Origin of the sequence: Xanthobacter tagetidis (assembly GCF_003667445.1) — a bacterium.
Lineage (GTDB): Bacteria > Pseudomonadota > Alphaproteobacteria > Rhizobiales > Xanthobacteraceae > Xanthobacter > Xanthobacter tagetidis.
Map to the genome: position 1 here is coordinate 1 of NZ_RCTF01000019.1, position 25,878 is coordinate 25,878.

The 25,878-nt window shown below is 69.6% G+C and carries 17 protein-coding genes and 1 pseudogene; 16 read left to right on the forward strand and 2 right to left on the reverse strand.

The genetic code is table 11. The features are described from left to right. Positions 1 to 139: pseudogene (locus D9R14_RS23435) on the reverse strand (4-aminobutyrate--2-oxoglutarate transaminase); the annotation flags it as partial. Positions 140 to 413: 274 nt separating this feature from the next. Between D9R14_RS23435 and D9R14_RS18615 the strand changes: the two are divergent. The 10 genes from D9R14_RS18615 (at position 414) to clcA (ending at position 16,373) form a co-directional block, all read left to right on the forward strand. Continuing rightward, on the forward strand, positions 414 to 1,382 hold the full coding sequence (locus D9R14_RS18615; protein WP_121624855.1) for a phosphate acetyltransferase: 969 nt from the start codon (positions 414 to 416) through the stop codon (positions 1,380 to 1,382). A 2-nt stretch (positions 1,383 to 1,384) separates the two neighbouring features. Continuing rightward, positions 1,385 to 2,593: an acetate/propionate family kinase gene (locus D9R14_RS18620; RefSeq protein ID WP_121624856.1), complete on the forward strand. Its 1,209-nt coding sequence runs from the start codon at positions 1,385 to 1,387 to the stop codon at positions 2,591 to 2,593. A gap of 11 nt (positions 2,594 to 2,604) precedes the next feature. Continuing rightward, on the forward strand, positions 2,605 to 4,887 hold the full coding sequence (locus tag D9R14_RS18625; protein WP_121624857.1) for a DUF3141 domain-containing protein: 2,283 nt from the start codon (positions 2,605 to 2,607) through the stop codon (positions 4,885 to 4,887). Continuing rightward, positions 4,884 to 5,690 carry an enoyl-ACP reductase FabI gene (gene fabI, locus D9R14_RS18630; RefSeq protein WP_121624858.1) on the forward strand — a complete coding sequence of 269 codons (807 nt, stop codon included), beginning with the start codon at positions 4,884 to 4,886 and terminating at the stop codon, positions 5,688 to 5,690. The genes D9R14_RS18625 and fabI overlap by 4 nt, the downstream gene beginning before the upstream one ends. 170 nt (positions 5,691 to 5,860) lie before the next feature. Further along, positions 5,861 to 9,907: a glycosyltransferase gene (locus D9R14_RS18635; RefSeq protein ID WP_170168679.1), complete on the forward strand. Its 4,047-nt coding sequence runs from the start codon at positions 5,861 to 5,863 to the stop codon at positions 9,905 to 9,907. Then, a complete protein-coding gene (locus D9R14_RS18640; RefSeq protein ID WP_147453063.1) occupies positions 9,904 to 12,075 on the forward strand; it encodes a DUF6311 domain-containing protein in 2,172 nt (723 codons plus the stop codon). Before D9R14_RS18635 ends, D9R14_RS18640 begins: the two co-directional genes overlap by 4 nt. Before the next feature lie 119 nt (positions 12,076 to 12,194). Continuing rightward, positions 12,195 to 12,368: a hypothetical protein gene (locus tag D9R14_RS23190; protein WP_170168680.1), complete on the forward strand. Its 174-nt coding sequence runs from the start codon at positions 12,195 to 12,197 to the stop codon at positions 12,366 to 12,368. Between the two features lie 15 nt (positions 12,369 to 12,383). Continuing rightward, on the forward strand, positions 12,384 to 14,369 hold the full coding sequence (locus D9R14_RS18645; RefSeq protein ID WP_121624861.1) for an FUSC family protein: 1,986 nt from the start codon (positions 12,384 to 12,386) through the stop codon (positions 14,367 to 14,369). A 90-nt stretch (positions 14,370 to 14,459) separates the two neighbouring features. Continuing rightward, a complete protein-coding gene (locus D9R14_RS18650) occupies positions 14,460 to 14,942 on the forward strand; it encodes a hypothetical protein (protein ID WP_121624862.1) in 483 nt (160 codons plus the stop codon). Between the two features lie 42 nt (positions 14,943 to 14,984). Beyond that, positions 14,985 to 16,373 (forward strand): H(+)/Cl(-) exchange transporter ClcA, encoded by a 1,389-nt coding sequence (clcA, locus tag D9R14_RS18655; RefSeq protein ID WP_245420884.1) that lies wholly within the window; start codon positions 14,985 to 14,987, stop codon positions 16,371 to 16,373. Position 16,374: 1 nt separating this feature from the next. On the opposite strand, the gene D9R14_RS18660 is transcribed toward clcA, so the two are convergent. Further along, entirely contained in the window at positions 16,375 to 17,490 is a 1,116-nt protein-coding gene (locus D9R14_RS18660; RefSeq protein WP_121624863.1) for a linear amide C-N hydrolase, read from the reverse strand. Between the two features lie 430 nt (positions 17,491 to 17,920). Here D9R14_RS18660 and D9R14_RS18665 point away from each other — a divergent pair, with 430 nt between their 5' ends. From D9R14_RS18665 to D9R14_RS18690, 6 genes are all read left to right on the forward strand, one after another. After that, on the forward strand, positions 17,921 to 18,238 hold the full coding sequence (locus tag D9R14_RS18665) for a YtcA family lipoprotein (protein ID WP_121624864.1): 318 nt from the start codon (positions 17,921 to 17,923) through the stop codon (positions 18,236 to 18,238). A 1-nt stretch (position 18,239) separates the two neighbouring features. Beyond that, positions 18,240 to 19,289, forward strand: coding sequence for a multidrug transporter subunit MdtN (gene mdtN / locus D9R14_RS18670; protein ID WP_121624865.1), 1,050 nt, complete (start codon positions 18,240 to 18,242; stop codon positions 19,287 to 19,289). Continuing rightward, positions 19,273 to 21,177, forward strand: coding sequence for an FUSC family protein (locus tag D9R14_RS18675; RefSeq protein ID WP_121624866.1), 1,905 nt, complete (start codon positions 19,273 to 19,275; stop codon positions 21,175 to 21,177). Before mdtN ends, D9R14_RS18675 begins: the two co-directional genes overlap by 17 nt. A gap of 5 nt (positions 21,178 to 21,182) precedes the next feature. Beyond that, entirely contained in the window at positions 21,183 to 22,742 is a 1,560-nt protein-coding gene (locus D9R14_RS18680; RefSeq protein ID WP_121624867.1) for a TolC family protein, read from the forward strand. 143 nt (positions 22,743 to 22,885) lie between these two features. After that, a complete protein-coding gene (locus tag D9R14_RS18685) occupies positions 22,886 to 23,404 on the forward strand; it encodes a (2Fe-2S)-binding protein (protein WP_245420885.1) in 519 nt (172 codons plus the stop codon). Between the two features lie 99 nt (positions 23,405 to 23,503). Beyond that, positions 23,504 to 25,873, forward strand: coding sequence for a xanthine dehydrogenase family protein molybdopterin-binding subunit (locus D9R14_RS18690; protein WP_121624868.1), 2,370 nt, complete (start codon positions 23,504 to 23,506; stop codon positions 25,871 to 25,873). Positions 25,874 to 25,878 lie beyond the last annotated feature (5 nt).

Below are 25,878 nucleotides of genomic sequence, written 5' to 3' on the forward strand. Positions count from 1 at the left end.
CGGCGAAATCGATGTAGCGGCGCCCTTCCGCGTCCCAGATCTCGGCATTCTCGGCGCGGGCGGCGTAGATCTCGGTGGTGACCCCGACCGCGCGCGAAACCGCCTGCCGCCTGCGCGCCTCAAGCTCAGCGTTCAGCATGATCGCCTCCCATCGCGTGCATCGAGCGCAATCGCACGCCTGCTTAAGTCCTATCATGTGCCGGTTCGCCGGCAATCGGCGTACGATTTCCCGCAACTGCGGCGCGCGGCCTATTCGCGCCGGGATTGATGCGCGTCATGGAGGGCCGGCCCCAGCTGCGCATAGAAGCGGGCGAGCAGGGCGATCCGCTGCTGGGAATTGGTGCTCGGGCACCGCTGTGCCCGCGTGGACGCTCGCATGCCGGCGCGCCCGGCCAGACGGATGAGGGAAACGGATGCCCATCGCGAACGCAGCCGAAGCCGCCGCCGGACGCCATGCCAAATACGACGCTTTGATCGCAGCCGCCCGGAGCCTGCCGAAGCTGACCGTCGCGGTGGCGCACCCCTGTGACGCGGTCTCGCTCGGCGCGGCGCTGGAAGCGGCGGAACTCGGCCTCATCATGCCGATCCTGGTGGGCCCGCCGGCCAAGATCGCCGCCGCGGCCGCTGCCGCGAAGCTCGACATCTCAGCGGTGCGCCAGGTGAACGCGGCGCACAGCCATGACGCGGCGGAGAAGGCGGTCGCGCTGGTGCGCTCCGGCGAGGCCGATGCGCTGATGAAGGGGAGCCTGCACACCGACGAACTGATGGGCGCCGTGGTGGCGCGCGACACCGGCCTGCGCACCGCGCGGCGCATCAGCCACTGCTTCGTGATGGACGTGCCGTCCCATCCCGAAGCCCTGATCATCACCGACGCGGCCATCAACATCGCCCCCTCGCTCGAAGACAAGTGCCACATCGTCCAGAACGCCATCGAGCTGGCGCATGCCCTGCGCTTCGAGGAGGCGCGCGTGGCGATCCTCTCGGCCATGGAGACGGTGAACCCGAGCGTGCCTTCCACCATCGAGGCGGCGGCGCTGTGCAAGATGGCCGACCGCGGCCAGATCACCGGCGGCATCGTCGACGGCCCGCTGGCGCTCGACAACGCCATCGATCTCGGCTCGGCGCAGATCAAGCACATCAGGTCGCCCGTGGCGGGACGCGCCAACATCCTGGTGGTGCCGGACCTGGAGGCGGGCAACATGCTGGCCAAGAGCCTCTCCTTCCTCGCCGGGGCGGACGCGGCGGGCATCGTGCTCGGGGCGCGGGTGCCGATCATCCTCACCAGCCGGGCGGACACGAAGACCACGCGGCTCGCCTCGTGCGCGGTGGCTTCGTTCATGGCCGAGGCGCACCGGGCCGCGGCCAAGGCGACGGAGGTCTGACCATGGCGCAGGTCCAGCTCGTCCTGAACGCCGGCTCGTCCTCGCTCAAGTTCCAGGTGTTCCTGGACGACGGCGCCGACGTGCCCAACCGGCTCTATCGCGGCCTGTTCGAGGGGCTCGGCTCAGAGCCGCACTTCAAGGTGAAGGACCATGCGGGCGAGGCGGTCGGCGACCAGCGCTGGCCCGGCGACGGCACCTTCGGCTTCGAGGAGGCGCTGGCGCACCTGTCCGACTGGCTCTCGGCGCATCGCGGCGGGCACCAGCTCGCCGCCGTCGGCCACCGCGTCGTGCATGGCGGGGCGCACTATGCCCATGCGGTGCGGCTCACGCCGCAGATCATCGCCGAGCTGGACACGCTCTCGCCGCTCGCCCCGCTGCACCAGCCGCGCAGCCTGGAGCCGATCCGCATCATCGCCCGGCGCGTGCCCGGCCTGCCGCAGGTGGCAGCCTTCGACACCGCCTTCCATCGCACCCAGCCCGAAATGGCCCAGCTGTTCGCGATCCCGATGTCGCTCAGCGACGCCGGGGTGCGCCGCTACGGCTTCCACGGCCTGTCCTATGCCTACCTTGCCACCCAGTTCCCGAAGGTCGGCGAACGCCTGGCGCGCGGGCGGGTGGTGGCGGCCCATCTCGGCAGCGGCGCCAGCCTGTGCGCCATGGAGGCCGGGCGCAGCATCGCCAACACCATGGGCTTTTCCGCGCTCGACGGGCTGATGATGGGGACGCGCAGCGGCACCATCGACCCGGCCGTCGTCTTCTATCTCCAGCGCGAGCTGGGCATGAGCGCGTCCGAAGCCGAGATGTTCCTCTACACCAAATGCGGCCTCGCCGGGGTCTCCGGCATCTCCAGCGACATGCGCGAGCTGCGCGAGAAGGCGGAGGCGCAGCCGAGCGCGCAGCGCGCCATCGACATGTTCGTCTACCGCATCAACCAGGAGCTGGGCGCGCAGGTCGCGACGCTGGGCGGCATCGACGGCCTCGTCTTCACCGCCGGCATCGGCGAGAACGACCCCGCGACCCGCGCCGAGGTGATCGCGGCGGCGCGCTGGGCCGGCTTCGAGCTGGACCTGGAGGCGAACCGCGCCGGCGCACAGCGCATCACGAAGGGGAATGGCCCGCAGGCCTACGTGATCCCCACCGACGAAGAGTGGATGATCGTGCGCGAGATGCGCGCCGTGCTCGCCGCCGACGCGTCGGTCGCGGCCGGCTGAGGAGACCACCCATGCATCCCCTGGACATGATGAAGGTCTACGGACGGGTTGCCGAAATCTACCGGCTGCGGCTCGGCGAGGCGATCTCCGCCTATGGCGAGGCGATGCGCGGCGCGGCCGGCGCCTTCGCTGGGGCGGCGCGGCCGCAGACGCCCGAGGAGGCGTGGCGCGACACCGTCTCCTACACCTTCGACGCCATGCAGCGCGGGCTGATCTTCTGGGACACGATGCGCCAGCGCGGCAACAACTGGATCGCCCACGAGAAGGCCGGCAAGCCGCCGCTGCTCGCGTTCGACTACGAGATGATCGCCGATGCGCGCGCCTTCGAGCGGCCGTGCAACTACGCCCTCGTGCGCATCCTGCCGCCGGAGGGGGTGGTGCTCGACCCGCAGCAGCGGCCCTTCCTCATCATCGATCCGCGCGCCGGCCATGGGCCGGGCATCGGCGGCTTCAAGAAGGATTCCGAGGTCGGCTTCGCGCTGAAGGCGGGCCATGCGGTCTACATGGTGATCTTCTTCCCCGAGCCGGTGCCGGGGCAGACGCTCGCCGACGTGTCGCTGGCCGAATCCGAATTCCTGCGCATCGTGCGCGCCCGCCATCCAGCGACAGACAAGCCGGTGGTGATGGGCAACTGCCAGGGCGGCTGGGCGGCGATGATGGTGGCCGCGCTCGATCCGGAGAATGTGGGGCCGGTCGTGGTCAACGGCGCGCCCATGTCCTACTGGGCGGGCAACGACGCCGAGAACCCCATGCGCTATGCCGGCGGCGTGCTCGGCGGCTCCTGGACCGCGCTGCTCGCCAGCGACCTCGGCGGCGGCGTGTTCGACGGCGCCTTTCTGGTGGACAATTTCGAGTACCTGAACCCGGCCAATACCTATTTCACCAAGTACTACTCGCTGTACGAGAAGATCGACACCGAGCCGCCGCGCTTCCTGGAGTTCGAGCGCTGGTGGGGCGGCTACTTCCTGATGAACCGAGCCGAGATCAAGTGGATCGTCGAGAACCTGTTCGTCGGCAACAAGCTCGCCGCCGGCAAGGCGGAATGGGCGCCGGGCAAGTCGTTCGACCTCAAGGCGGTGCGCTCACCCATCATCGTCTTCGCCTCGCTCGGCGACAACATCACCCCGCCCCAGCAGGCCATCAACTGGGTGGCCGACATCTATCCCACGACGCAGGCGCTGAAGGATGCTGGCCAGGTGATCGTGGGCCTGATGCACGACAGCGTCGGCCACCTGGGGATCTTCGTCTCGGGCGCCATCGCGCGGCGCGAGCATGCCCAGATCGTCGACCTGATCGACTATGTGGAGAGCCTGCCGCCGGGCCTCTACGGCATGACCATCGAGGAAGACCACTCGGGCCCGGAGCCGAAATACGACGTGACCCTCACCGAGCGGCGGGTCGAGGACATCGACTGGCTCCAGAAGTACGGGCGCAGGGACGAGATCCCGTTCGAGGTGGTCGCCAACGTCTCGCAGTCCACCTCCCGCGTCTACGAGACGTTCGTGCATCCGCTGCTGTCCGCCGTCATCACGCCCGAGATGGGCCGGGCGCTGCGCGCGGTGCATCCGCTCAGGATGGCGCGCTGGGGCCTGTCCGACCTCAACCCCGCGCTGAAGGCGCTGGCGCCGATGGCCGACTTCGCCCGCAGCCAGCGCACGCCGCGCAACGAGGCAGGCGCGCATGTGGCGGCGGAGCGCTTCGCCGCGGCCGCCGTCACGGCGGGATGGGACCTCTACCGCCGGCTGCGCGATGCGACGGTAGAGACGGAATTCTTCCGCCTCTACGGCACCTTCGCCATGCTGGACCCCGACCTCACCGCGCCGGTGGCCCCCGCGCTGGTGGAGCAGCCCCCCGCCGAAGTGGAGGCCGCCCTGGCAGCGGTGCGCGACGGCGGCTTCGCCGACGCGGCGGTGCGTATCGCACTCCTCGCGCAGAAGCGCGGCAATGGCGAGCGCCGGCTCTCCACCCTGAAGCGGATCCGCGAATTGGTGGGCGAGGACGTGGGGCTCGTCGCTTTGTCCGCCGATGCCGCCCAGGCCATCGTGCGGCGCCAGGCGCTGATCGTCGACCACGCGCCCGATCTCGCGCTGGATACGCTGCCGTCGCTGCTGAAGACGCCGCAAGAGCGGGCTCGCATCATCGATCTGCTCGACCGGCTGGGCGCCCACATCGCCTTCGGCGACCCCGTGGCCGCGTTCGGCGGCGAGGTGCGCGACCGGCTGGTAGCGGCGGACGCGCCGCGATCTGCCACCATCACGGCATTCCCCACCCTGGCGGCGGAGCGCGCGGGATGACGGACGCCGCGCTCGCCGACCCCGGCCTCAGCGTCCTGGGAACCGCGCTGAAGGGCAAGCGCGCGTTGGTGCTTGGCATCGCCAACGCCGATTCCATCGCCTATGGCTGCGCGCGCATCTTCCGCCGGCTCGGCGCGGAGCTGGCCGTGACCTATCTCAACGAGAAGGCGCGGCCCCATGTGGAGCCGCTGGCCCACGACCTGGGAGCCGCCATCGTCGCGCCCTGCGACGTGAGCCGGCCGGGCGAGCTGGAGGCGGTGTTCGCCCGCATCGCGCAGGAGTGGGGCGGGCTCGACATCGCGCTCCACTCCATCGCGTTCGCGCCGAAGGCGGACCTCCAGGGGCGCCTCGTCGATTCCTCCCCCGAGGGCTTCGCCGTGGCCATGGACGTCTCCTGCCACTCCTTCATCCGCATGGCGCGCCTCGCCGAGCCGCTGATGGGCGGCGGCGGCACGCTCGTCGCCATGAGCTATCACGGCGCCGACAAGGTGGTGCCGAACTACAACCTCATGGGACCGGTGAAGGCGGCGCTGGAGAGTGCGGTGCGCTATCTCGCCTTCGAGCTGGGGCCGAAGGACATCCGCGTCCATGCGGTCTCGCCTGGGCCGCTGAAGACGCGGGCCGCCTCGGGGCTGAAGGATTTCGACGTGCTGCTCGCCGAGGCGACCCAGCGCGCGCCCATCGGCGAGCTTGTGGACATCGACGACGTGGGCCTGACGACAGCCTTTCTCGCCACCCCCTTCGCCCGCCGGCTCACCGGCATGACCGTCTATGTGGACGGCGGCCTCTCGATCATGGCGTGAGCACCCTGCGGGACGGCACGGCCTGCGCAGACGGCCCGGGTGCGCCGCGAAGCCATGAAACAAGCCATTGTATCAGATTACCTAATTCTGCTACGAGCAGATGCTAGACTTTGGCGGAATCGTGGCCGTCTTCAAAGATCGGGCATTTGATGACACATTCCAAGTGGTTCATGGACCACTACCGGACCTTCGAGGACAAGTACCGCGGCAGCGCCGAGCTTATCCGCGCGCGCCTGAGCACCTATCTCCCGCTCCTTGAGGATATCGGGCACGGCGAGGCCGGACGCACGGCGCTCGACATCGGCTGCGGCCGGGGCGAATGGCTGCGGCTGCTGGTCGAAAGCGGATGGTCCGCCACGGGCGTGGATGCCAACCCGTCCATGCTCGAAGAGGCCGCCGCGGAGGGCCTTCCCGTGGTGGCCGCGGAGGCCGCCGCTTTTCTGCGGGGTTGCGCCGCCTCCTCGTTTGCGCTCGTCACCGCCTTCCACGTGGTGGAGCACCTCACGCGGGCGGACCTGGCCGACCTTCTGGCGGAGATCGAGCGCGTGCTGGTGCCGGGCGGCGTCGTCATCCTGGAGACGCCCAATCCGGAAAACCTGACGGTGGCCTCCTGGTCGTTCCACATGGACCCGACCCACGTGGCGCCGCTGCCGCCGCACCTGCTGACGTTCCTCGTGCAGTCGGCCCACCTGCAAGGCGTCGCAATCCTGCGCCTCAACAGCCAGACGAGCCGGCTCGAAAAGGAGCCGACCGGCTCCGCATTGCTGGGTCTTTTCGGAGATTCTCCCGACTACAGCGTGATCGCCAGCAAGCCGGGCGGAGACGGCAGGGCTGCCGAGGCGGTCCCGCGCTTCGTTGCGGCCCACACCGAGCCCTCCCCCGCGGACCTCGGCCGGCTTGCGCGGGAGATCGGCGCCCTTCACAAGGCCGTCGCGCGGACCGAGGATCTGGCCGCGGGCGTCGACCTGCTCAAGGCCGAAACGGCTGCGCTCAAGGACACCACCGCGGCGCTCTCGGACGCGAACCGGAGCCTGGCGTCCGAGATCGCGGACCTTCAGTCGGCGAAGGCGAAGTTAGAGGCCGATCTCGCGGCCGCACGCGAGGCGAGCGACCAGTGGCGCACACAGGTCGCGGCGCTGGCCGATCGGCTCTTGGGGAACGAGAAGCTCACCGCCGGCATCGCCGGCCTTCGTATCTCCGACGACCGTCTGAGGGAGCGGATCGATCGCGGTCTTGAAAGCGTCAACGACCGTATCGCCGCCGAACTGCACGCCGTGCAGCAGTCCCAGCACGGACTGGATTCCGACTTCCTCACGTTGCGTCTCCGCCACGAGGAACTCGCGAGCCTGCCGCTACTGAAGCTGCTGACGCGCGCGCGCAAAGCGCGCCGTGCGTTGAAGTGGAAGATCAAGGACGCTTTCAGGCGCGAGGCGCCGCTCCGGGCCGGGTTGCGCCGGGTCGACCGCCTGATCACGCGGCCGATCCGCGATCTGCGCGACAGCATCCGGCCGCCGCGCGCGCGGGCTCTCGCCCCGGACCTTCCGGCCGCTCCAGCGCGCGCCGCGCCGCATGGCCTCCTTCAGAGCGTCGGCGAACGCCTCGCGACACGGCGTCTCGCCCATGCACTGGACAGCTTGCGCCGTTCGATCCGCTCGGACGATCGCCCTACCGGCTCGAAGCCGCGGCTTGCCTTTGTCGCGCCGCTGCCGCCCGAGCGCACCGGGATCGCCGACTACAGCGCCCAGATCCTGCCGGAACTCACGCGCTACTATGACATCGATGTGGTCGTGGACCAGGAGGCCGTATCCGACGAATGGGTGCGCTCGCACTGCGCGGTCCGCACGCCTGCGTGGTTCGCGGCGCATGCGGCCAGCTACGACCGCGTGCTCTACCATTTCGGCAACTCGCCGTTTCACACGCACATGTTCAACCTTCTGGAACAAATTCCGGGCGTTGTTGTTCTTCATGATTTTTATCTTACAGACATATTGAATTATATAGAAAACAATTACGAACCACATAATTCTCTTACTCAAGCGCTTTTGACATCGCATGGTTATTCAGCTGTTCTGGATCGACTCTCCCAGGATGCACGGGATACAAGCGAAAAATACCCGGCCAATTTTTCAGTACTTTCCCAGGCTCAGGGAGTTATTTTACATAACACCTTTGCCCGCGACCTGGCTGCTCAGTTCTACCCGGAGTATGACACGACACCCTGGAACATCATTCCGCTGGTTCGCTTTCCTGCATCGACGGCGATCAAGCAGGAAGTACGCCGGATACTGGGGTTCTCGGACGACGACATCCTTGTCTGCTCCTTCGGCTTCATCCAGCACAGCAAGCTGAGCCACCGCCTGCTCGATGCCTGGCTCCAGTCGGACCTCGCCCACGACCCGCGGTGTCATCTCATCTTTGTCGGCCACATGCCACGGGATGCCTACGGCGACGAGATGCATCGAACGATCGAACGGGCGAATGCAGGCGGCCGAATCCGAGCTACGGGATTCGTCAAGGGCGACGACTACCACCACTACCTGCGGGCGGCCGACATCGGCGTCCAACTGCGTGGCAGTTCGCGCGGCGAAACCTCTGCCGCGGCGCTCGATTGCCTGGCCTACGGGCTGGCGACGATCGTCAATGCGAACGGCTCGATGGCTGAGCTTCCCACCGATTGCGTCGTTCAGATCGCGGATGCGTTCGACACGTCCGAGTTGATCGATGCGCTGACCGAACTATGCACGAATTCGGATCTGCGCCGCGATCTTGGCAGGCGCGCGGCCGCGCACGTATCGAAGAACCACAGCGCCGCCGAGATCGCAAAGAAGTATGGCGAGGCGATCGAGACGTCGGCCGCTGCTGCGCCCACGCTGCACAGCATGCCGGCGCTGGTGGACCTCGCTCGGCGGATGGTGGCGGACGGCGAAGACGACGACGAGTCGATCCGCCGCGTCGCCGAACGGCTGTGTCGCCAGGGTCGGTTGCCACGACCCTGCCACAGGCTGTTTGTCGATGTCTCGGTGCTGGCGAGGAACGACCTGAGGTCGGGCATCCAAAGGGTGGTTCGCGGACTTCTGCTCGAACTTCTCAAGGCACCGCCCGCCGGCTATCGCATCGAGCCGGTCCGCCTGAGCGATGTCACCGGCCGCTGGCAATACCATCTGGCGCGGCACTACACAGAGCAGATCTTCACCGGAACCTGGGACGTGCTCATCGACGAGCCGGCCGAGGTTGCGGCGGGGGACATCTTCCTGGGGGCTGACTTCCACACCGACGGCATCGCGCACGCCGCCCGTGCCGGCTTGTTTGGGGAATGGCGCCAGCGCGGGGTTCGGATCAGCTTCATCGTCTACGACATCCTGCCGCTGACGCTCCCCAACTGTTTCCCGCCATACGCCGAGCCGACGCACCGAGCGTGGATGCTGACCTTGAGCGAGATCGCCGACGATCTCGTGTGCATCTCGACCTCGGTGGCGAACGAGACGAAGGCGTGGCTGGAAGCCCATGCGGCGCATCCCGAGCAATTGCCGGCGATCCACCCCTGGACGCTGGGGGCGGACATCGATGCCTCCCATCCGACACGCGGCATGCCGGACGACGCGGACGCCTTCCTGGCCATGATGCAGGCCAACGACAGCTTCCTCATGGTCGGCACCCTGGAGCCCAGGAAGGGCCATCTCCAGGCGCTGCATGCGTTCGAGATCCTGTGGGCCGAGGGCAGCCAGGCGAAGCTCATCTTCGTCGGCAAGGAAGGCTGGCGCGGCGTTCCGCAGGAGGACGCGCAGAGCCTGCCGGAACTCATGGACCGGTTGCGCCACCACCCGGAACTGGGCAAGCGCCTGTTCTGGCTCCAGGACACCAGCGACGAGTTCCTCGACCGCATCTACCAGGAGGCGGACTGCCTGATCGCCGCCTCGCTCGACGAGGGGTTCGGCCTGCCGCTGATCGAGGCCGCCCGGCATGGCATTCCCATCATCGCCCGCGACATTCCCGTGTTCCGCGAGGTGGCCGGAGGCTGCGCCACCTACTTCAGCGGCCATGACGGCCCGGCGCTCGCCACGGCGATCGAGGCTTGGCTCGCCGCGTTCCGCGCCGATCGTCACCCGAAATCATCGCAGATGCCGTGGCTGACCTGGGCCGAGAGCGCCCAGCGCCTGAAGGAGATTCTGGCGACAAGTAGCCGGACCGACCTGGCCCGGAAAGTCTCCGGCCAATGACGGAGATCACGCGCGCGCGCGGACAACGCGACACGCCTCATTCTCGCCGTCCGCACCATTGGATGACGGTTTCGAAAGTTCTCGGCCCTCTGTTCGCCGGAGCGATTGGGGCGGCCATCGCGTTCGCGATCTTCGACCCGGGCATATTGCTTGGCTCAGCACAGTACTGGAATCAAATCAGCGGCGACAATTCAGCATCTCTGATCGGTTACTATGCGCTCGCCCACGACGCCTGGCGCTGGCCGGTTCTGCAGACCGAGCTTATAAACTATCCCGCAGGCGGGAATATCTATTATACCGATTCAGTGCCATTGATGGCACTGATCGGCAAGCTAATTTTCAAGGAAACGGGTATATTATACCCATATTTCGGCCTCTGGATATTCCTAAGCTACATTCTTATGGGCCTGTTTGGCTACCTGGTCTTCCGCATCTTGAAGCTAAACACAGTCGCAGCCCTGGCGGGGTCGACGCTGCTGATCCTGTTGCCGGAATTCATCTGGCGCCACGTCCATATCGGACTGATCGGGCAATTCGTCATCGTCGCGTTCATTTACGCCTATATCCGACTCACGTCGATCTCGGGCCGGACGGAAGTCGTGATCCTGGCCGCAGTCCTTCCGTTGGTCATCGCAATCAACGCCTACCTCTTCGTCATGTGTGCCGCCCTGTTCGTGGCGGGGGTTCTGGATGCCTGGCGAATCGAGCGGATGCCCCTCAAAGCGGTTCTCCTTGCGCTCACGACTACCGTATTCGTGTCGGTTTTTGTTGCTGCCGCCTTCGGCTTGGTGGGGCAAGGAATCTCGCTTCCGGTGACCGAAGGCTTCGGCCAATTCGCGATGAATCTCGCCTCGCCGATCTGGCCGCAGTACAGCCTGCTCTCGTTCGGCAAGGGGTTCCTTGATCCGATCGGCGGCCACTACGAGGGATTCAACTATCTGGGCCTCGGCGCCCTGGCGCTGATTGCGCTCTCTGCGGCCTTGCAGCCCGGCGCGTACCGTCGGCTCATCGGCCGACGCCCCTTCCTGGCCTGCGTCCTGGTCGGCCTGTTGATCTATGCGGCGTCCAGCAAGATCTATTTCGGCCCATATAAGATTTTGGACATCAACTACGCTTCTTTGCCTATCCTTGATCGAATCACCTCCACGTTCCGGTCGAGCGGACGCTTCTTCTGGCCAGTCGGCTTCGTCTTGGTGGTCTGCGCGGTCGTCATCCTGTATCGGCGTCTCGGCCCGCGCTACGCGACCCCGCTTCTGATCGGCGCCGTGATGGTCCAGGCCATCGATATCCGGCCGATGTTCCGGCTCACGTACGCCAACACGGTGCGAGACACGCAGCGGCTCCCGGCCGATCCCGAACTCACCACCGACCTGATCGGATCGCGCAGCGTCCTGCTTTTCGTTCCGGGAGCCCTATGCGGCATCAACCAAGAACTCGAAATGACCCTCCAGGTCCAGCATATGGCAGCCTGGGCAGGTCGGCCGTTCGATGGTGCTTATCTCAATCGGGGTGGCATGACCTGCGGCGAGCTTGCCGCCAGCTTCGCGGCCGATCCCTTTCGTGGCTTGAGCAATCCCCGCGCTCTGCTGGTGGCGCTGAAGAGTTCCGTCGGGCCGTCTGCGATCGCCTATGGCATGGGGGAAGACGTGCGGTGCCGCGAGGGCCGCTACGCCTATTTCTGCGCCCGGGCGCCGCTCGACGCGAAGCTGGCCGCTTTCGGACGGGATCTGGCCGCGCCGGCGCCCCTGCCTTTGGGAGTCGACCTCAACCCGAGCGGCGACGGTGCCGCCTTCCTTGGCACAGGCTGGTCGGTGCGATATCCAGTTTTCCGCTGGGCGGAGGGACCTGTGACCACCTTCTTCGGGCGGCTGCCCAAGGAGGCCTGTAAGGAGGTCCGGTTCAGCGCCGAGATCGTGCCGTTCGGCTTCAAGGGCTACGCTGTCGACACCGCAGAGCTGAGCGTGCGCGGCGGCGGATCGGCGAAACTTGATCTCGATCGGATGGGACAGCAGAGGATAGACCTCTCGCTGCCGCTGGAGCGCTGCGTCGACCATATCGACCTCAGCGTCACGTTCAAGGATCCGAAGTCGCCCGAGGAATTGGGCATGAACACCGATCCGCGCCGGGTGACGTGGGGCTTCTTCAACTACCGGATCGACGCCCGGTAGCCACTACGCCTCCCCTCCTGCCTGGGCGCGGCAAATGAAAAGACACTGCCCGATCCAACGCTGGCGCGAATGGATTAGGGGCTTTCGCAACAGCGCGTCAAAAATGGAGTCGAACAAAAATGAACGCAGCTCAGCTCCTCACCGACTACGTGAAAGCCATCGACATCATCGCCCTGCTCGCCCTCGCGGCGCTGGCGGTCGCCGCCTTCTACCGGCGCGAGAACTGGTGGCTCTGGCTTCTGGGCATCGTCGTCATCGCGTGGGTGGCAGGCCGGCTCCTGGGTCCGTTCTGAAGCCGGGAGCCGGTCATGACTACCGTCACGCGCGAACCGGCCGGAGCGCCGGCTGCTCCCGGCGCAGACCGTCCCGGCGCCTGGCTCCGGGAACTGGCGCGGCTCAAGCCCGCGCCCTGGGAATGGGGCCGCGCCTTGCGCGCCGCAGCCTGCGTCTGCCTGCCCTGGGCGCTGGGCCTCTCCCTCGATGCCATCACCACGGGCCTCTGGATTTCGCTCGGCACGCTGATGGCCGCGGCCGGCGAGCCGGCCGGCTCCTATGACACGCGGCTGCGGCAGGTGCTCGGCGCGACGCTGATCGGCGCGTTCGGCTTCCTGGCCGGGTATCTCGGCACCTTGCCCTGGCCGGCGGTGGTGGCGGCGATGACGGTGATCGCCTTCGCCGCCGGCCTCCTCAGCAGCCTCGGCGCGGTGGCCTCCATCGGCGCCATGCAGGCGCTCCTTGTCGCCTCCATCGCCATCGGCGTGCCGGCCATCGGCTCCTTCTGGCAGGCGGCCCTGCTGTTTCTCGCCGGCGCCGTCTTCTATGCCACGGCGCTCGCCATCGAGGGCTTCGTGACGGGCGCGCGGGCGCGGCGGACGACGATTGCCGGCCTGCTGATCTCCCTCGCCGCCCTGGCCAAGGCGCGGCAGGACCATCTGGGTCATGAGCCCGCGGCGCCGGCAACTGCGGCCCCGGAGGTCGAGGCGGCGCGGCGCGCGGCCGTCGACCGCCTCTCGGCCTTCGGAACCTACGTGCTCGACACGCGCTGGCGCGCAGGCGGCCGCAACCGCGAGACGGACCGTCTCGCCGCCATCCTTCGCAGCGCAGACGCCGCCTTTGCCGCGATCCTCTCCGCCGCCGACGGTGCCGCGCTGGAGCAGGCGGCCCACCGCCTCGATGCGGCCGCCGAGGCGATGGTGCATGGCGAGGCCATCGTCCTTCCCCAAGGCGGCACTGCCGCCCCGCTCGGGCGCGCCATCGCGCGCCTCTGCGCCGCGCTGGGCGATCCCGAAAGCCCGGCGGACGGCCTCGCGCCCGAAGCTCCGCGCCCGGCGTCGGCGCTCATGGACCGGCTGATGCCTGGGCGCGAAGTGGTGCGCTCCGCCGCCGCGCTCGCGCTGTGCATGGGCATCGCCTACGCGGCGCACTGGTTCATCACGGCGCCGCACTGGTTCTGGATTCCGCTGACCGTCAGCCTGGTCATGAAGCCCGACCTCGGCTCGATCTTCGCCCGGGCCGTGCTGCGCTCGGCGGGAACCGTGCTGGGCGCGGCGGTCGGCGCGCTGGCGCTCATGTTCCTGCCGAAAGGGCTAGCGCTGGTGGCGGCGATGGCCGTGTTCGCCGCGCTCGTTCCCTGGGCGATGCGCCGCTCCTACGCGCTCCAGGCCGTGGTGCTGACGCCCTTGGTGCTGGTGCTGGTGGACCTCATCGTGCCGGGCCCCCGGAACCTGGACTACGGGATCCAGCGGATAGCCGACACGGTGACCGGCGGGCTCATCGTGCTGGTCTTCGGCTATTTCCTGTGGCCGCGCACGCACCTGCGGCAGTTGTCGCACGTCTTCCACGAGGCCAAGGGCGCCATCGCCGGCTATCTGGTCGCGATCGCGGACGGCGGGCCGCCGGCGCGGGTCTCGGCGGGGCGTCGCGCCGCCTATCGGCGCCTGTCCGGCATGCGCGCGCACCTCCAGGCGGCGCTGGCGGAGCCGCCGCCGGCGTGCCACGAGGCGGTGGCGTGGTTCCCGCTGATCGCCGCCGCCGAGCGCATCTGCGACCGGATCACCGCTTTTTCGGCCACTCCCGTGCCGCTGTCGCCGGCCGACGCCAAGGCGCTGCGGGCGCTGGCGGCGCGGATCGCCGCCCATCCGGATGATGGCGCCGCCGCCGCCGTCCCCGCGGCCGGCAGCCGGGACGGCGCGCTCGGAGCACTGTTCGACGGCGTCGCAGACGAACTCGACCACATGGCGCGGCTCAGGGACGCGGAGCAGATTCTCCTGCCTCCGCGTCTGGCGCTCGCCTAGCTATTCTGGCATCGATCCGGCAGGCGTGGCCGGCCGGATCGGCGGGGCACGCCCATGTTTCGTATCTAACGCGTTGGGAAGGTTGGCACCATGCACGCACGCACCCTCACCGCCACGGCATTCGCCCTCGTGCTCGGCGCGGCCGCTCCGGCTTTTGCAGCGGGCCCGTTCGAGTGCCCGACGAAGCCCTTGGAGGCGGCGCAGGCGGCCAAGATCATGGCGCTGCTGCCCACGGGCGACGCGTTCGACAAGGTCGACCAGCTCAATGCCGCCGTCACGAGCCTCAAGGCCGAGGGCACCAACCCGGTGCTGGTGATCGACACCCTGATCGCCGCCTACTGCCCTGTCGTGGCCGCGCAGCCGGGCCTGAGCGACGCGCAGAAGGCGACCCGGGTCACGCGGTTCGCGAGCCGCATCACGCGGACGGTGTTCGCCCTCGACGGCGCCGACGCGGTCATCCTCGACGTCGCCTTCCCGCCGGCGGTGGTGGACGCCATCAACGCCAAGGCGCGCGCCGCCGGCGTCACGCCCGAGGCGTGGATCGAGGGCACCGTCACCTCGGCCCTGAACTAGCGCCGCGCAACGGGCCGGCGAAGCGCCCCGGGGGAATAGCACGTGAGCCCTTCGGACCCATCCCCGCCGGCAGAGCTGCCGCAGAGCCGGGCCGGCGATGCGCTGTTCTACCTCGTCGCCATCGGGGTCGGCGCGATCACCGGGGTGCTCGGCACGGCGCTGCACCTCGGCGTCGACCGGGCGCTCCAGTGGCCGGGTCTGCTGCGCGACCACCTCGGACCAGGGGTGGACCAGGCCCAGTTCCTGCTGCTCTCCGGCCTGATCGCCGCGGTCCTGGTCCTGGTCTCGGTCTGGATGGTGCGCACCTTCGCCCCCGAGGCGGGCGGCTCCGGCGTGCAGGAGATCGAGGGCGCCATGGAGGGGCTGCGGACGGTGCGCTGGTGGCGCGTGCTGCCGGTGAAGTTCTTCGGCGGCTTCCTCTCGCTCGGCTCCGGTCTGGTGCTCGGCCGCGAGGGGCCGACCATCCATATGGGCGCATCGGTGGCGCAGGCGGCCTCCGAGGGCCTGAAGCTGCCCACCCGGGAGAACCGCGGCCTGCTCGCCGCCGGCGCCGCCGCCGGCCTCGCCGCCGCCTTCAGCGCGCCGCTGGCCTCGATCCTGTTCGTGATCGAGGAGACCCGGCGCCAGTTCCCCTACGGGCTGAAGACCTATACCGGCGTGATGCTGGCGTCCGTCACCAGCGGCATCGTCACCCAGGCGATCGCCGGCCCGCGGCCCTTCATGGCGATGACCGTGCCGGCCATGCCGCTCGAGTTCCTGCCCGCCTTCGTCCTGCTGGGCGTGGTGCTGGGCTTTCTCGGCGTCGCCTTCAACCGCTGCCTGGTCTGGTCCATGGACCTCGCGCGCGGCATCGGGCTGCGCACCAGCTTCTATCTGGTGCCGGCGGTGGTGGGCTTCGCGGTGGGCGTGCTGCTGGTGCTGCGGCCCGAGGCCACCATGGGCGGGGAGACGCTGGCGGTCTTGCTGGTGGCCGAGAACCTGCCGCTCGCCACCATGGCGGTGATCGTGCTGATCCGCTTCGCCATGACCATGGCGAGCTATTCCACCGGCGTGCCGGGCGGCATCTTCGCGCCGATCCTGGCCATGGCCACCGCCTTCGGCCTGCTGTTCGCGCTGTGCCTGGAACTGGCGCTGCCCCTGCCGCCCGGCGCGGCGGCGGCGCTCGCGGTGGCGGCCATGGGCGGGCTGTTCTCCGCCACCATCCGCGCGCCGCTGGTGGGCGTGGTGCTGCTGGCGGAATTGACCGGCGCCTATACGGTGCTGGTGCCTGTGCTCCTCACCTGCCTGTTCGCCAATTTCGTCGCCGACTGGCTGGGCGGCCGGCCGATCTACGAGGTGCTGCTGGAGCGCACGCTGCGCCTCGACGGGCAGTCCCGCGCGCCCTCCCCGTCCGCCGCCGAGCCGCAGATCGGCGGCTGGGACCAGCGGTAGCTCACGGCGCCTTCGCCGCCAGAAGCGCCGCCGTCGCGTCCGGCGCGGCCCCGTCCAGCGCCTGGAACGGCAGCACCTTCGGCGCGCTTGCGGCGGACAGCGCGCCAAGGTCGAAGCGGGTGTAGTTGAGCGCACCATAGGTGCGCACGAAGAACAGCCTGCGCTCCAGGTCGGCGAGGCTGGTCCAGGTGGTGAACTCGGTGGCGTAGGGCGCGCCCTGCTCCTCCTTCAGCCCCTCCACCTCCAGGTGCCCGCCGCCCGCGCTCGGATAGTCGATGGTGGCGCCGCGCGGCCGGTCGAACAGGTTCATGACGTGGCCGAGCGTGACCACCGCCATGTCCGGCGTCGCCGCCTTCTCGGTGAAGTGGGCGTAGAAGGCGGCGCGCACGAACCGGCCGACCGACGTGTTCGAGCCCGGCAGGCCGGCGGTGGCGATGCCGGAATCCGGCTGCATGGCCTTGAACGCGCCGAAGGTGGCGCTCGGCTGGTCCACATTGCTGAGGTGGGTGTAGTTGTTGAGGTTGGTCAGGTGCCAGCCGAACTGCGGCCCGTTGGTCATGACGCCGACCGGGTTGTCGTAGACGTGCATCTCGCCCTGGTCGAACTCGATCACCAGCGCGTCGCCGGCGGCATCGTGCACCACGTAGTGGAACGGGGAGACCACGCCGCCGAGGATGGCGAGCGGCACCAGCATCACCGGCATCTGGTCCAGCGCCGCCCTCACCTCCTCGACCGTCGCGAACTGGCCGAGCACCCAGGTGCCGAGGTCGGAAGCCGAGAGCACGGCGCGCGTCATCTCCACCGCCTGCTGCTTGCCGGCGGCGGTGGGATAGGACAGCAGGCTGAAGGTCAGCCCCTTGTCGTTGAGTCCTTCCAGCACCTTGAGGTCCGACATCTGAACCGGCGCCTGCGCGCTCGGGATGCGGGCCGGCATGGTCACGGCGAGCACGGCGTTGCGCGCGGCATAGGTGACCGTCGGATGGCCCTCCACCTCGGAGACCGTGGAGAACCCAACCGGAAAATAGACCATCTGGTACGGCAGGTCGGTGGTCAGCTCCAGCGTGCGGCCGAAATAGACCTTGCCGGCCGCATCCTTGTAGACAAGCGAAGTGCACATCCGCGCCGTTCCCCGATTTCCTGTCCGCCGCCGCCCCAAGCCCGTCGCGGGACGGGCGATTCACCGATCCAATCGGTTCAATCTGATCGGATCGCGCTCCAGCCTCAACGATGAAATGAAAATACAAACAAAGGCCGCCACAGCAAGATCGGCTGAGCTGTGAAGTCGTCGGGCCCGGCCTGCGATTGGTATCGCAATAGAGCCCGGGCCGATGCGGAAATATCCCGTTTGGGAACTGCCCGCGCGCAAGGGTGGGACAACTCGGCCGCGCCGGCCTCCGGGGGTTTGAATCCCGTGGGGTGCCTGTTAGAAAGTTCAGAATGCTGTGAGGGCGGGCGACTGCGGCTATCGGTTGTATTTGGCTCCGCCGCATCGTTTGGGGCTGCGTCGCGTGGGAACTCTCCTGGCGCCATATACAAGCGCGAAACGGATGGCGCGGCGCCCGCGCTCATTCGCCGTGGTGCGCCTTGCGGCATGGTGCGATCGCGCCGCGCGGGCGGGGCTTCTCGCGGCGGCCGGCCTTCTGGCGGGCTGCGTGCCGGCCGGCGCGCCTTCCCTGCCCTTCTTCGGCGCCTATTTCCCCTCCTGGCTCGCCTGCGCGCTGATCGGCATCCTCGGCGCGGTGGCGCTGCGCTTCGCCTTCATCCGCGCCGGCATCGACGACGCCATGCCGGCGCGCCTGCCGGTCTATGTGAGCATCGCGGCGGCCATCGGCTTCCTCGTCTCAATCATCGGCTTCGGGCGCTGACATGGCGGACGACGCGCACGCCCCCTCCAAGCGGCGGCTGGCCATCCTCGTCGGCATCGCCGCGGTCGCGGCGGCGGTGATCTTCGGCTGGCGCTACCTGCGAACCGCCGAACTGAACCCGCTCTCCCAGGATGCCGTGCTCACCGCGGACGTGGTCAACATCTCCGCCGCCGTGCCGGGCCGCATCGCCGCCTTCGGCGTGCGCGAGAACGACGCGGTGCGCAAGGGCGAGCTGCTGCTGGCGCTCGATCCCGTGCCCTACCGCCTGCAGCTCGCGCAGGTGGCGGCGGACCTGAAGATCGCCGAGGCGGCCTATGCCGACCGCGAGCGCAGCCTGACCGCCGCGCGCTCCAACGTCGCCATCGCCCGCGCCCAGGTGGGCCGCGCCCGCTCCAACCTGGAGCTTGCGACGCAGACGCTCGCCCGGCTGGAGGCCATGCGGCCCAAGGGCTATGTGAGCGCCCAGCAGGTGGACGACGCCACCACCGCGAAGCGCGATGCCGAGATCAGCCTGAAACAGGCGCTGGAGCAGGAAACCGCGGCCGAGGCGCTGGTGAGCGACGCGGCGGCCGCCGGCGCCGCCGTGGAGGCGCGCCGCGCCGCGCTCGCTTTGGCGGAGCGCGCGCTGGCGGACACGCAGGTGCGCGCGCCGTTTGACGGCAAGGTGGTGGGCCTTAATCTCGCCCCGGGCGAATACGTGCTGCCGGGCCAGTCGGTGTTCACCCTCATCAGCACCGAGGCCTGGTTCGCCTCCGCCGCCTTCGTGGAGACCGAGCTTCCCGGCATCGCGGTGGGCGACTGCGCCACCGTCTATGCCCTCGCCGACCGCACCCGCGCCATCCGCGGGCGGGTGGAAGGCATCGGCTGGGGCGTGGTCTCGGAGGAGCTGATCAACATCCCGCGCAAGATGCCGCTGGTGCCGAAATCGCTCGACTGGGTGCGGGTGGCGCAGCGCTTTCCGGTGCGCATCCGCCTGTTCGAGCCGCCGGGGGAGCTGATGCGCGTCGGCGCCTCCGCCACGGCGACGGTGCACCATGGCACCCGCTGCTGACGCCGCGCCGGAGGCGCGACCCGCCTCCCCCTGGCCAGGGATCGCCCGGCAGGCGTGGCGCGACGTGCTGCCGTTTCCCGGGCGCCTCGCCATGGCCTGGCGCGTGGCGCTGCTGTGCGCGCTCGTGGCCGGCGTCGCCATGCTCTACAAGGTGCCGGAAGCCGCCATCGGCTGCTATCTCGTGATCTTCCTGGCCCGGCCGAACGGCGCGGAATGCGTCGGGCAGGCGCTCGGCGTCATCCTGCTCGCGAGCGTGGTGGTGCTCGCCATGGCGCCGGTGATCCAGGCGACCGCCGAAAGCCCGCTCTTGCGCATCCTGGTGATCGCCGGCACCTCGTTCGTCTTCGTCTATCTGGGCGCGGCCTCGCAACTGGGGGAGATCGGCTCCATCATCGCCCTCGTCATCGCCTTCATCCTGACCCTGGTGGACCAGGTGCCGGCGGGCGAGGTGGTGACGCGCGGCCTGCTCTATGCGTGGCAGATGGCGGCCATGCCCATGGCGCTGATGGTCGTCTTCTACCTGGTGCTGGGCACCGGTCCCCACACCCTGCTGCGTCGCACCGTGGCGACGCGCCTGTCGCGCGCGGCGGGCGTTCTGGAGGGCGAACGGGAGGCGCGGGAGGCGCTCGCGGAGGAGGTGGCGCAGGGCACGGCGGAGAGCGCCAAGCAGGCGATGATGGCGCGCCTGTTCCATACCGCGCCGGACGCGGCGGTGACCTGGCTTTCCGGCGCCGCGCAGACCAGCTACCGGCTGCTTCTGGCCGCCGCCGCGGTGCCGGCCGACGCCGCGCGCGATGCGCGGGAGGCTCTGGCGGGCCGGTGCCGCGCGGCGGCTGCCGCGATCGCCGCCGGGAGCAGGCCCGCCCCGGCACAGGAGGACGCAGCGGCCAAGACGGGCCCGCTCGCAGCGATCGCCGCGCAGCTTGCCGCCCTCGCGCGTGCGGACGGCGGCACGCCGACCGCGCCCGAGACGCCGCCGTTCCTGGCGCCGGACGCCCTCACCAATCCCGACTACCAGCAGTATGCCCTCAAGACCACGGCCGCGGCCATCACCTGCTACCTGGTCTATTCGCTGATCGGCTGGCAGGGCATCCACACCGCCATGATCACCTGCTACGTCGCCGCGCTCGGCACCACGGGCGAGACGGTGCACAAGCTGGCGCTGCGGATCGGCGGCTGCCTCATCGGGGCGTGCCTCGGCTTCCTCTCCATTCTCTACGTGATCCCGGCGCTCGACACAGTGGGCGGGCTCATGGTGCTGGTGTTCTTCGGCGTGCTGCCGGCGGCCTGGGTTTCGGCGGGCAGCGAGCGCATCTCCTATGCCGGCGTCCAGATCGGCCTCGCCTTCCTGCTCACCATCCTCAACGGCTTCGCGCCGAGCCTCGACATGGGGTCCGGGCGCGACCGCATCGTCGGCATCCTGCTCGGCAATTTCGTGGTGTATCTGTACTTCACCGGCATCTGGCCGAAGAGCGCGGCAGCCGACGGGCGCCGCCACCTCGCGCGGGCGCTCGCGGCGCTGGCGCGGCTCGCCGCCCTGGCGCCGCCCGCGCGCGAAGCCGCGACGGACGAGGCGGCGCTGGCGGCATGCGAACTCGACCGGGCGCGGGAACAGCTGCGCCTGCTGCCGTTCGAGCCCGCCTCCCAGCGCCCGCCCGCCGCGCGCCGCGCCCAGCTCGACGCGCTCGCAGCCGAGACGCAGGCCTTCCTGCCGGCGCTGATGTTCTCGTCCGTGCCGGAGGACGCCGCGGCGCACCGCCTTGCGGCCGTGGCCGCGCGCCTCGGCCCGGCCGGGGCGGACAAGGACGGCACCGCCGTCAGCGACGCGCCGCCCGCCGGCCCGATCGATGCGCGCGCCCGGCGCATCGCGCAACTGGCGGCGGGGTGAGCGGCATGGCGCGCCTTCTGCCTCCCCTCGCCGCCGCCCGCGCCGCCGCGCTGCTTGTGGCCTGCGCCCTGGTCTCGGCCTGCGCGCTCAGCGCGCTCGACACCGCGCCGTCCGATCCCACCAAGCCCTGGACCCCGCCCGAGAGCGCCGCCGCCGATCCGGCGCACGCCCCGCCCGCGGACGGCGCGCAGAGCGGCCCCGCGCCGGCCCCGGACTTCCGCGTGCCGGCCGACCCCGCCGTCGCCGTGCTCACCCCGACGCCCGGCCTCTCGCGCGAGAAGGCCTACAGCCTGCCCGAGCTGATCGACATCGCCCAGAGCCGCAACGCGCTCACCCGCATCGCCTGGCAGCAGGCGCGGCAGGCGGCGCTCGCCACCGGCATGGTGGAGGCGACCTATCTGCCGTTCATCGCCGCCAACGTGATCGGCGGCACGCAGAAGTTCAGCGCCTCGCTGCCGGTCTCCATCGGCAGCAAGGACAGCGTCAGCACCACCATCGAGGGGGTCTCGCCGCAGGTGGCGCTGCAGTGGCTGGTGTTCGACTTCGGCCAGCGCGGCGCGCTGCATGAGGCGGCGCGCCACAATGCGGCCGCCACCAACGTGCTGTTCAACGGCGCCCACCAGAAGATCATCTACGACGTGACGCGCGCCTATTTCCTCTACGGCGCGGCGCGCAGCCGGGCGCGCATCTCCGCCGAGACGCTGGCCAACAGCCGGCGCATCGAGGAGGCGGCGGATTCGCGCATGCGGAATGGCGTCGGCACCACGGTGGAGGTGGCCCAGGCGCGCCAGCAGGTGGCGCAGTCGCGCTTCGCCCTGGTTCAGGCCCAGGGCGCCGAGCGCGACACCTATCAGGGCCTGCTGGCCGCCATGGGCGTCTCGCCCATGACCGAGCTGAAGGTGCGCGAGAGCGCCGGCCGGGCGCTGCCCGCCTCGATCGGCGTCCCCACCGAGGCGCTCATCACCAGCGCGCTGGCGCAGCGGCCGGACGTGCTCGCCGCCTTCTCCGCCATGAAGGCGAGCCAGTCGGCCATCAAGGCGGCGGAAGCGGAATTCCTGCCGAAGGTCTATCTCGGCGCGGTGGCGGCGGCCGGCAACACCAATCTCAGCGCCTCGGGCCTGCCGACCATCGGCCAGCAGTCCTCCGCCTCGGGCGTGGTGCTGGGCGCCACCATGCCGATCTATGACGGCGGCCTGCGCGCCGCCCAGCTGAAGACCGCGGAATCGCTCGCCGCCGTCACCGAGGCGACGTTCGACAAGACCCGCGACGCGGCGGCGCGGGAGATCGTCATCAGCGCCGACACGCTGCGCTCGGCGCTCGCCGCCTACACCGCCGCCAGCGCGCTCGCGAAGGCCGCCGCCACCACCTACGACGCCGCCCTCGACGCCTACCGCGCCGGGCTCGGCAGCATCCAGGTGGCGACCGCCGCCGACAGCGGCCTGCAGACCGCGCGCATCGCCCAGTCGGAGGCCCACGCGGCCGCCTTGGTGGCCGCCGCCAACCTCGCCTTCGTGCTCGGCGCCATGACCTCGCGCGACGTTCCGGCCCAGCTGATCGCCCGCTGAGTGCGGGGATCCAGATCGGCGATCTCCTCGCTTGACCGCGCAAGCGGGACCGTCTCACACTGGAATAATGAAAAGGTCCGGTCCGACCGGTCCTCGCGACGCGGGCGTTCAAGCACGCGCGCCCGTCCCGGTGGAGGAGAGGAATGCCCGAAATCGCCAACACTGCCGCCAAGGTCGCCGTCGCGATGACGGTGAACGGCCGGCTCGTGTCCGCCGAACTCGACCCGCGCACGCTGCTGGTGCAGTTCCTGCGCGAGAAGCTGCTGCTCACCGGCACCCATGTGGGCTGCGACACCAGCCAGTGCGGCGCGTGCGTGGTCCATGTGGACGGCGCGGCGGTGAAGTCCTGCACCATGCTGGCCATCCAGGCGGACGGCATGAGCGTCACCACCATCGAGGGGCTCGCCGGCGCCTCGGGCCTGCACCCCATGCAGGAGGCGTTCCGCGAGCATCACGGGCTGCAATGCGGCTTCTGCACGCCGGGCATGATCATGACCGCGCTCGACATGGTGGCGCGGCTCGGGCCGGACCTCGACGAGGCGACCATCCGGGAAAACCTGGACGGCAATCTCTGTCGATGCACGGGCTATCACAACATCGTCAAGGCGATCGGCGCCGGCGCCGCGGCCATGGGCGCGGGCGCGAAGGTGGCGGCCGAATAGGCCGCCGCGCCGCGCGACATCCTTCGAAACCATACCCGGCGCGCCAAGCGCGCCTCTCGAACGTCCCGTCCTCCGGGAGGACACGCCAAGGACTTCGCCATGAACGACAGCACCGTCACGCCCATCGGCGCCGCAGTCCGGCGCAAGGAAGACCAGCGCTTCATCACCGGCAAGGGCCGCTACACGGACGACCTCAGCCGGCCCGGCCAGGCGTTCGCCTATTTCCTGCGCTCGCCCCACGCCCACGCCACGATCCGCGGCATCGACACCGCGGCCGCGAAGGCCATGCCCGGCGTCGTCGGCATCCTCACCGGCGCGGACCTCGCGGCCGACAAGATCGGCGACCTGATCTGCGGCTGGCTGGTGACGTCCAAGGACGGCACGCCCATGCACATGGGCTCCCATCCCGCGCTCGCCAAGGACAAGGTGCGCTATGTGGGCGACCATGTGGCCGTGGTGATCGCCGAGACGCTCGACGCCGCCAAGGACGCCGCCGCCGCCATCGCGGTCGATTACGAGGTGCTGCCCGCCGTCGCCGACCTCGCCGCCGCCGATGCGGGCGCGCAGATCCACGACAACGCCCCGCGCAACATCAGCTACGAGTGGGAGCTGGGAGACAAGGCGGCGACCGAGGCCGCCTTCGCCAGGGCGGCGCACGTGACGAAGATCGACCTCGTCAACAACCGCCTCGCGCCCAACGCCATGGAGCCGCGCGCCGCCATCGGCGAGTACGACGCGGGCGACGAGGCCTATACGCTCTGGACCACGAGCCAGAACCCGCACGTGGCGCGCCTCGTGCTCTCCGCCTTCGTCGGCATCGCCCCCGAGCACAAGCTGCGCGTCATCGCGCCGGACGTGGGCGGAGGCTTCGGCTCGAAGATCTTCATCTATGCCGAGGAGACGGTCTGCACCTGGGCGGCGAAGAAGGTCGGGCGGCCTGTGAAGTGGACAGCGGACCGCTCGGAGGCCTTCCTCTCCGACGCCCATGGGCGCGACCACATCTCCCACGCGGAGCTCGCCACCGACGCGGCGGGGAAGATCCTGGGCTTCAAGGTGCACACCCGCGCCAATCTCGGCGCCTACATGTCCACCTTCTCGTCCTGCATCCCCACCTATCTCTACGCGACGCTGCTGTCGGGTCAGTACGCCATCCCCGCCATCCACTGCGAGGTGGATGCGTTCTACACCACCACCGCCCCGGTGGACGCCTATCGCGGCGCCGGCCGGCCGGAAGCGACCTTCCTGGTGGAGCGCATCATGGACAAGGCGGCGCGGGAACTCGCCATCGATCCCGCCGAGTTCCGCCGCCGCAACTTCGTCACCCAGTTCCCGCACCAGACCCCGGTCATCATGAACTATGACGCGGGCGACTACGGCGCCTCGCTCGACCTCGCGCTGGAGATGGCGGACTACAAGGGCTTCCCGGCCCGCCGTGCCGAGGCGGAGGCGCGCGGCAAGCTGCGCGGCATCGGCCTGTCCAACTATATCGAGGCCTGCGGCATCGCCCCCTCGGCGGCGGTGGGCTCGCTCGGCGCCGGCGTCGGCCTGTGGGAGAGCGCCGAGGTGCGCGTGAACCCCACCGGCAACGTGGAGGTGCTCACCGGCTCCCACAGCCACGGCCAGGGCCACGAGACCACCTTCGCCCAGCTCGTCTCGGCGCGGCTCGGCATCCCCATCGACCAGGTGAGCGTGGTGCACGGCGACACCGACAAGGTGCAGTTCGGCATGGGCACCTACGGCTCGCGCTCCGGCGCGGTGGGCATGAGCGCCATCGTCAAGGCGCTCGACAAGGTGGAGGCGAAGGCGAAGAAGATCGCCGCCCACATCCTGGAGGCCGCCGAGGGCGACATCGAGTTCAAGGACGGGCGGTTCACGGTGGCCGGCACCGACCGCTCCCTCGCCTTCGCCGAAGTCGCGCTCAACGCCTATGTGGCGCACAAATTCCCCACCTCGGAGATCGAGCCGGGGCTGAAGGAAGGCGCCTTCTACGATCCCACGAACTTCACCTTCCCCGCCGGCTGCCACATCTGCGAGGTGGAGGTGGACCCGGAGACGGGGGTGACGCGGATCGTGAACTTCACGGCGGTGGACGATTTCGGCGTGGTCATCAACCCGATGATCGTCGAGGGCCAGGTGCATGGCGGCATCGCCCAGGGCGTCGGCCAGGCGCTGCTGGAGGGCGTCACCTACGATGCCGACGGCCAGCTCGTGACCGGCTCCTACATGGACTACACCATGCCGCGCGCCGACGACCTGCCGTCCTTCAAGCTCGGCCTGACGCAGACGCGCTGCCCCTCGAACCCGCTCGGCATCAAGGGCTGCGGCGAGGCCGGCGCCATCGCCGCGCCCGCCGCCGTCATCAACGCGCTCGCCGACGCGCTGGGCACGCAGGACGTGCCCATGCCCGCCACCCCCGCCAAGGTGTGGGCGCTCGCCAAGACGCGCGCCGTCCGCCAGGCCGCCGAATAGCCGCG

What these genes read in the sequence shown, in the direction of transcription:
- D9R14_RS18620 (WP_121624856.1), top strand. Translation starts at nt 1,385, where the DNA reads ATGGCGCAGGTCCAGCTCGTCCTGAACGCCGGCTCGTCCTCGCTCAAG.
- D9R14_RS23190 (WP_170168680.1), top strand. Translation starts at nt 12,195, where the DNA reads ATGAACGCAGCTCAGCTCCTCACCGACTACGTGAAAGCCATCGACATC.
- D9R14_RS18690 (WP_121624868.1), top strand. Translation starts at nt 23,504, where the DNA reads ATGAACGACAGCACCGTCACGCCCATCGGCGCCGCAGTCCGGCGCAAG.
- D9R14_RS18615 (WP_121624855.1), top strand. Translation starts at nt 414, where the DNA reads ATGCCCATCGCGAACGCAGCCGAAGCCGCCGCCGGACGCCATGCCAAA.
- D9R14_RS18645 (WP_121624861.1), top strand. Translation starts at nt 12,384, where the DNA reads ATGACTACCGTCACGCGCGAACCGGCCGGAGCGCCGGCTGCTCCCGGC.
- D9R14_RS18680 (WP_121624867.1), top strand. Translation starts at nt 21,183, where the DNA reads ATGGCGCGCCTTCTGCCTCCCCTCGCCGCCGCCCGCGCCGCCGCGCTG.
- D9R14_RS18685 (WP_245420885.1), top strand. Translation starts at nt 22,886, where the DNA reads ATGCCCGAAATCGCCAACACTGCCGCCAAGGTCGCCGTCGCGATGACG.
- D9R14_RS18675 (WP_121624866.1), top strand. Translation starts at nt 19,273, where the DNA reads ATGGCACCCGCTGCTGACGCCGCGCCGGAGGCGCGACCCGCCTCCCCC.
- D9R14_RS18665 (WP_121624864.1), top strand. Translation starts at nt 17,921, where the DNA reads ATGGCGCGGCGCCCGCGCTCATTCGCCGTGGTGCGCCTTGCGGCATGG.
- fabI (WP_121624858.1), top strand. Translation starts at nt 4,884, where the DNA reads ATGACGGACGCCGCGCTCGCCGACCCCGGCCTCAGCGTCCTGGGAACC.
- mdtN (WP_121624865.1), top strand. Translation starts at nt 18,240, where the DNA reads ATGGCGGACGACGCGCACGCCCCCTCCAAGCGGCGGCTGGCCATCCTC.
- D9R14_RS18625 (WP_121624857.1), top strand. Translation starts at nt 2,605, where the DNA reads ATGCATCCCCTGGACATGATGAAGGTCTACGGACGGGTTGCCGAAATC.
- D9R14_RS18660 (WP_121624863.1), bottom strand. Translation starts at nt 17,490, where the DNA reads ATGTGCACTTCGCTTGTCTACAAGGATGCGGCCGGCAAGGTCTATTTC.
- D9R14_RS18635 (WP_170168679.1), top strand. Translation starts at nt 5,861, where the DNA reads ATGGACCACTACCGGACCTTCGAGGACAAGTACCGCGGCAGCGCCGAG.
- D9R14_RS18640 (WP_147453063.1), top strand. Translation starts at nt 9,904, where the DNA reads ATGACGGAGATCACGCGCGCGCGCGGACAACGCGACACGCCTCATTCT.
- D9R14_RS18650 (WP_121624862.1), top strand. Translation starts at nt 14,460, where the DNA reads ATGCACGCACGCACCCTCACCGCCACGGCATTCGCCCTCGTGCTCGGC.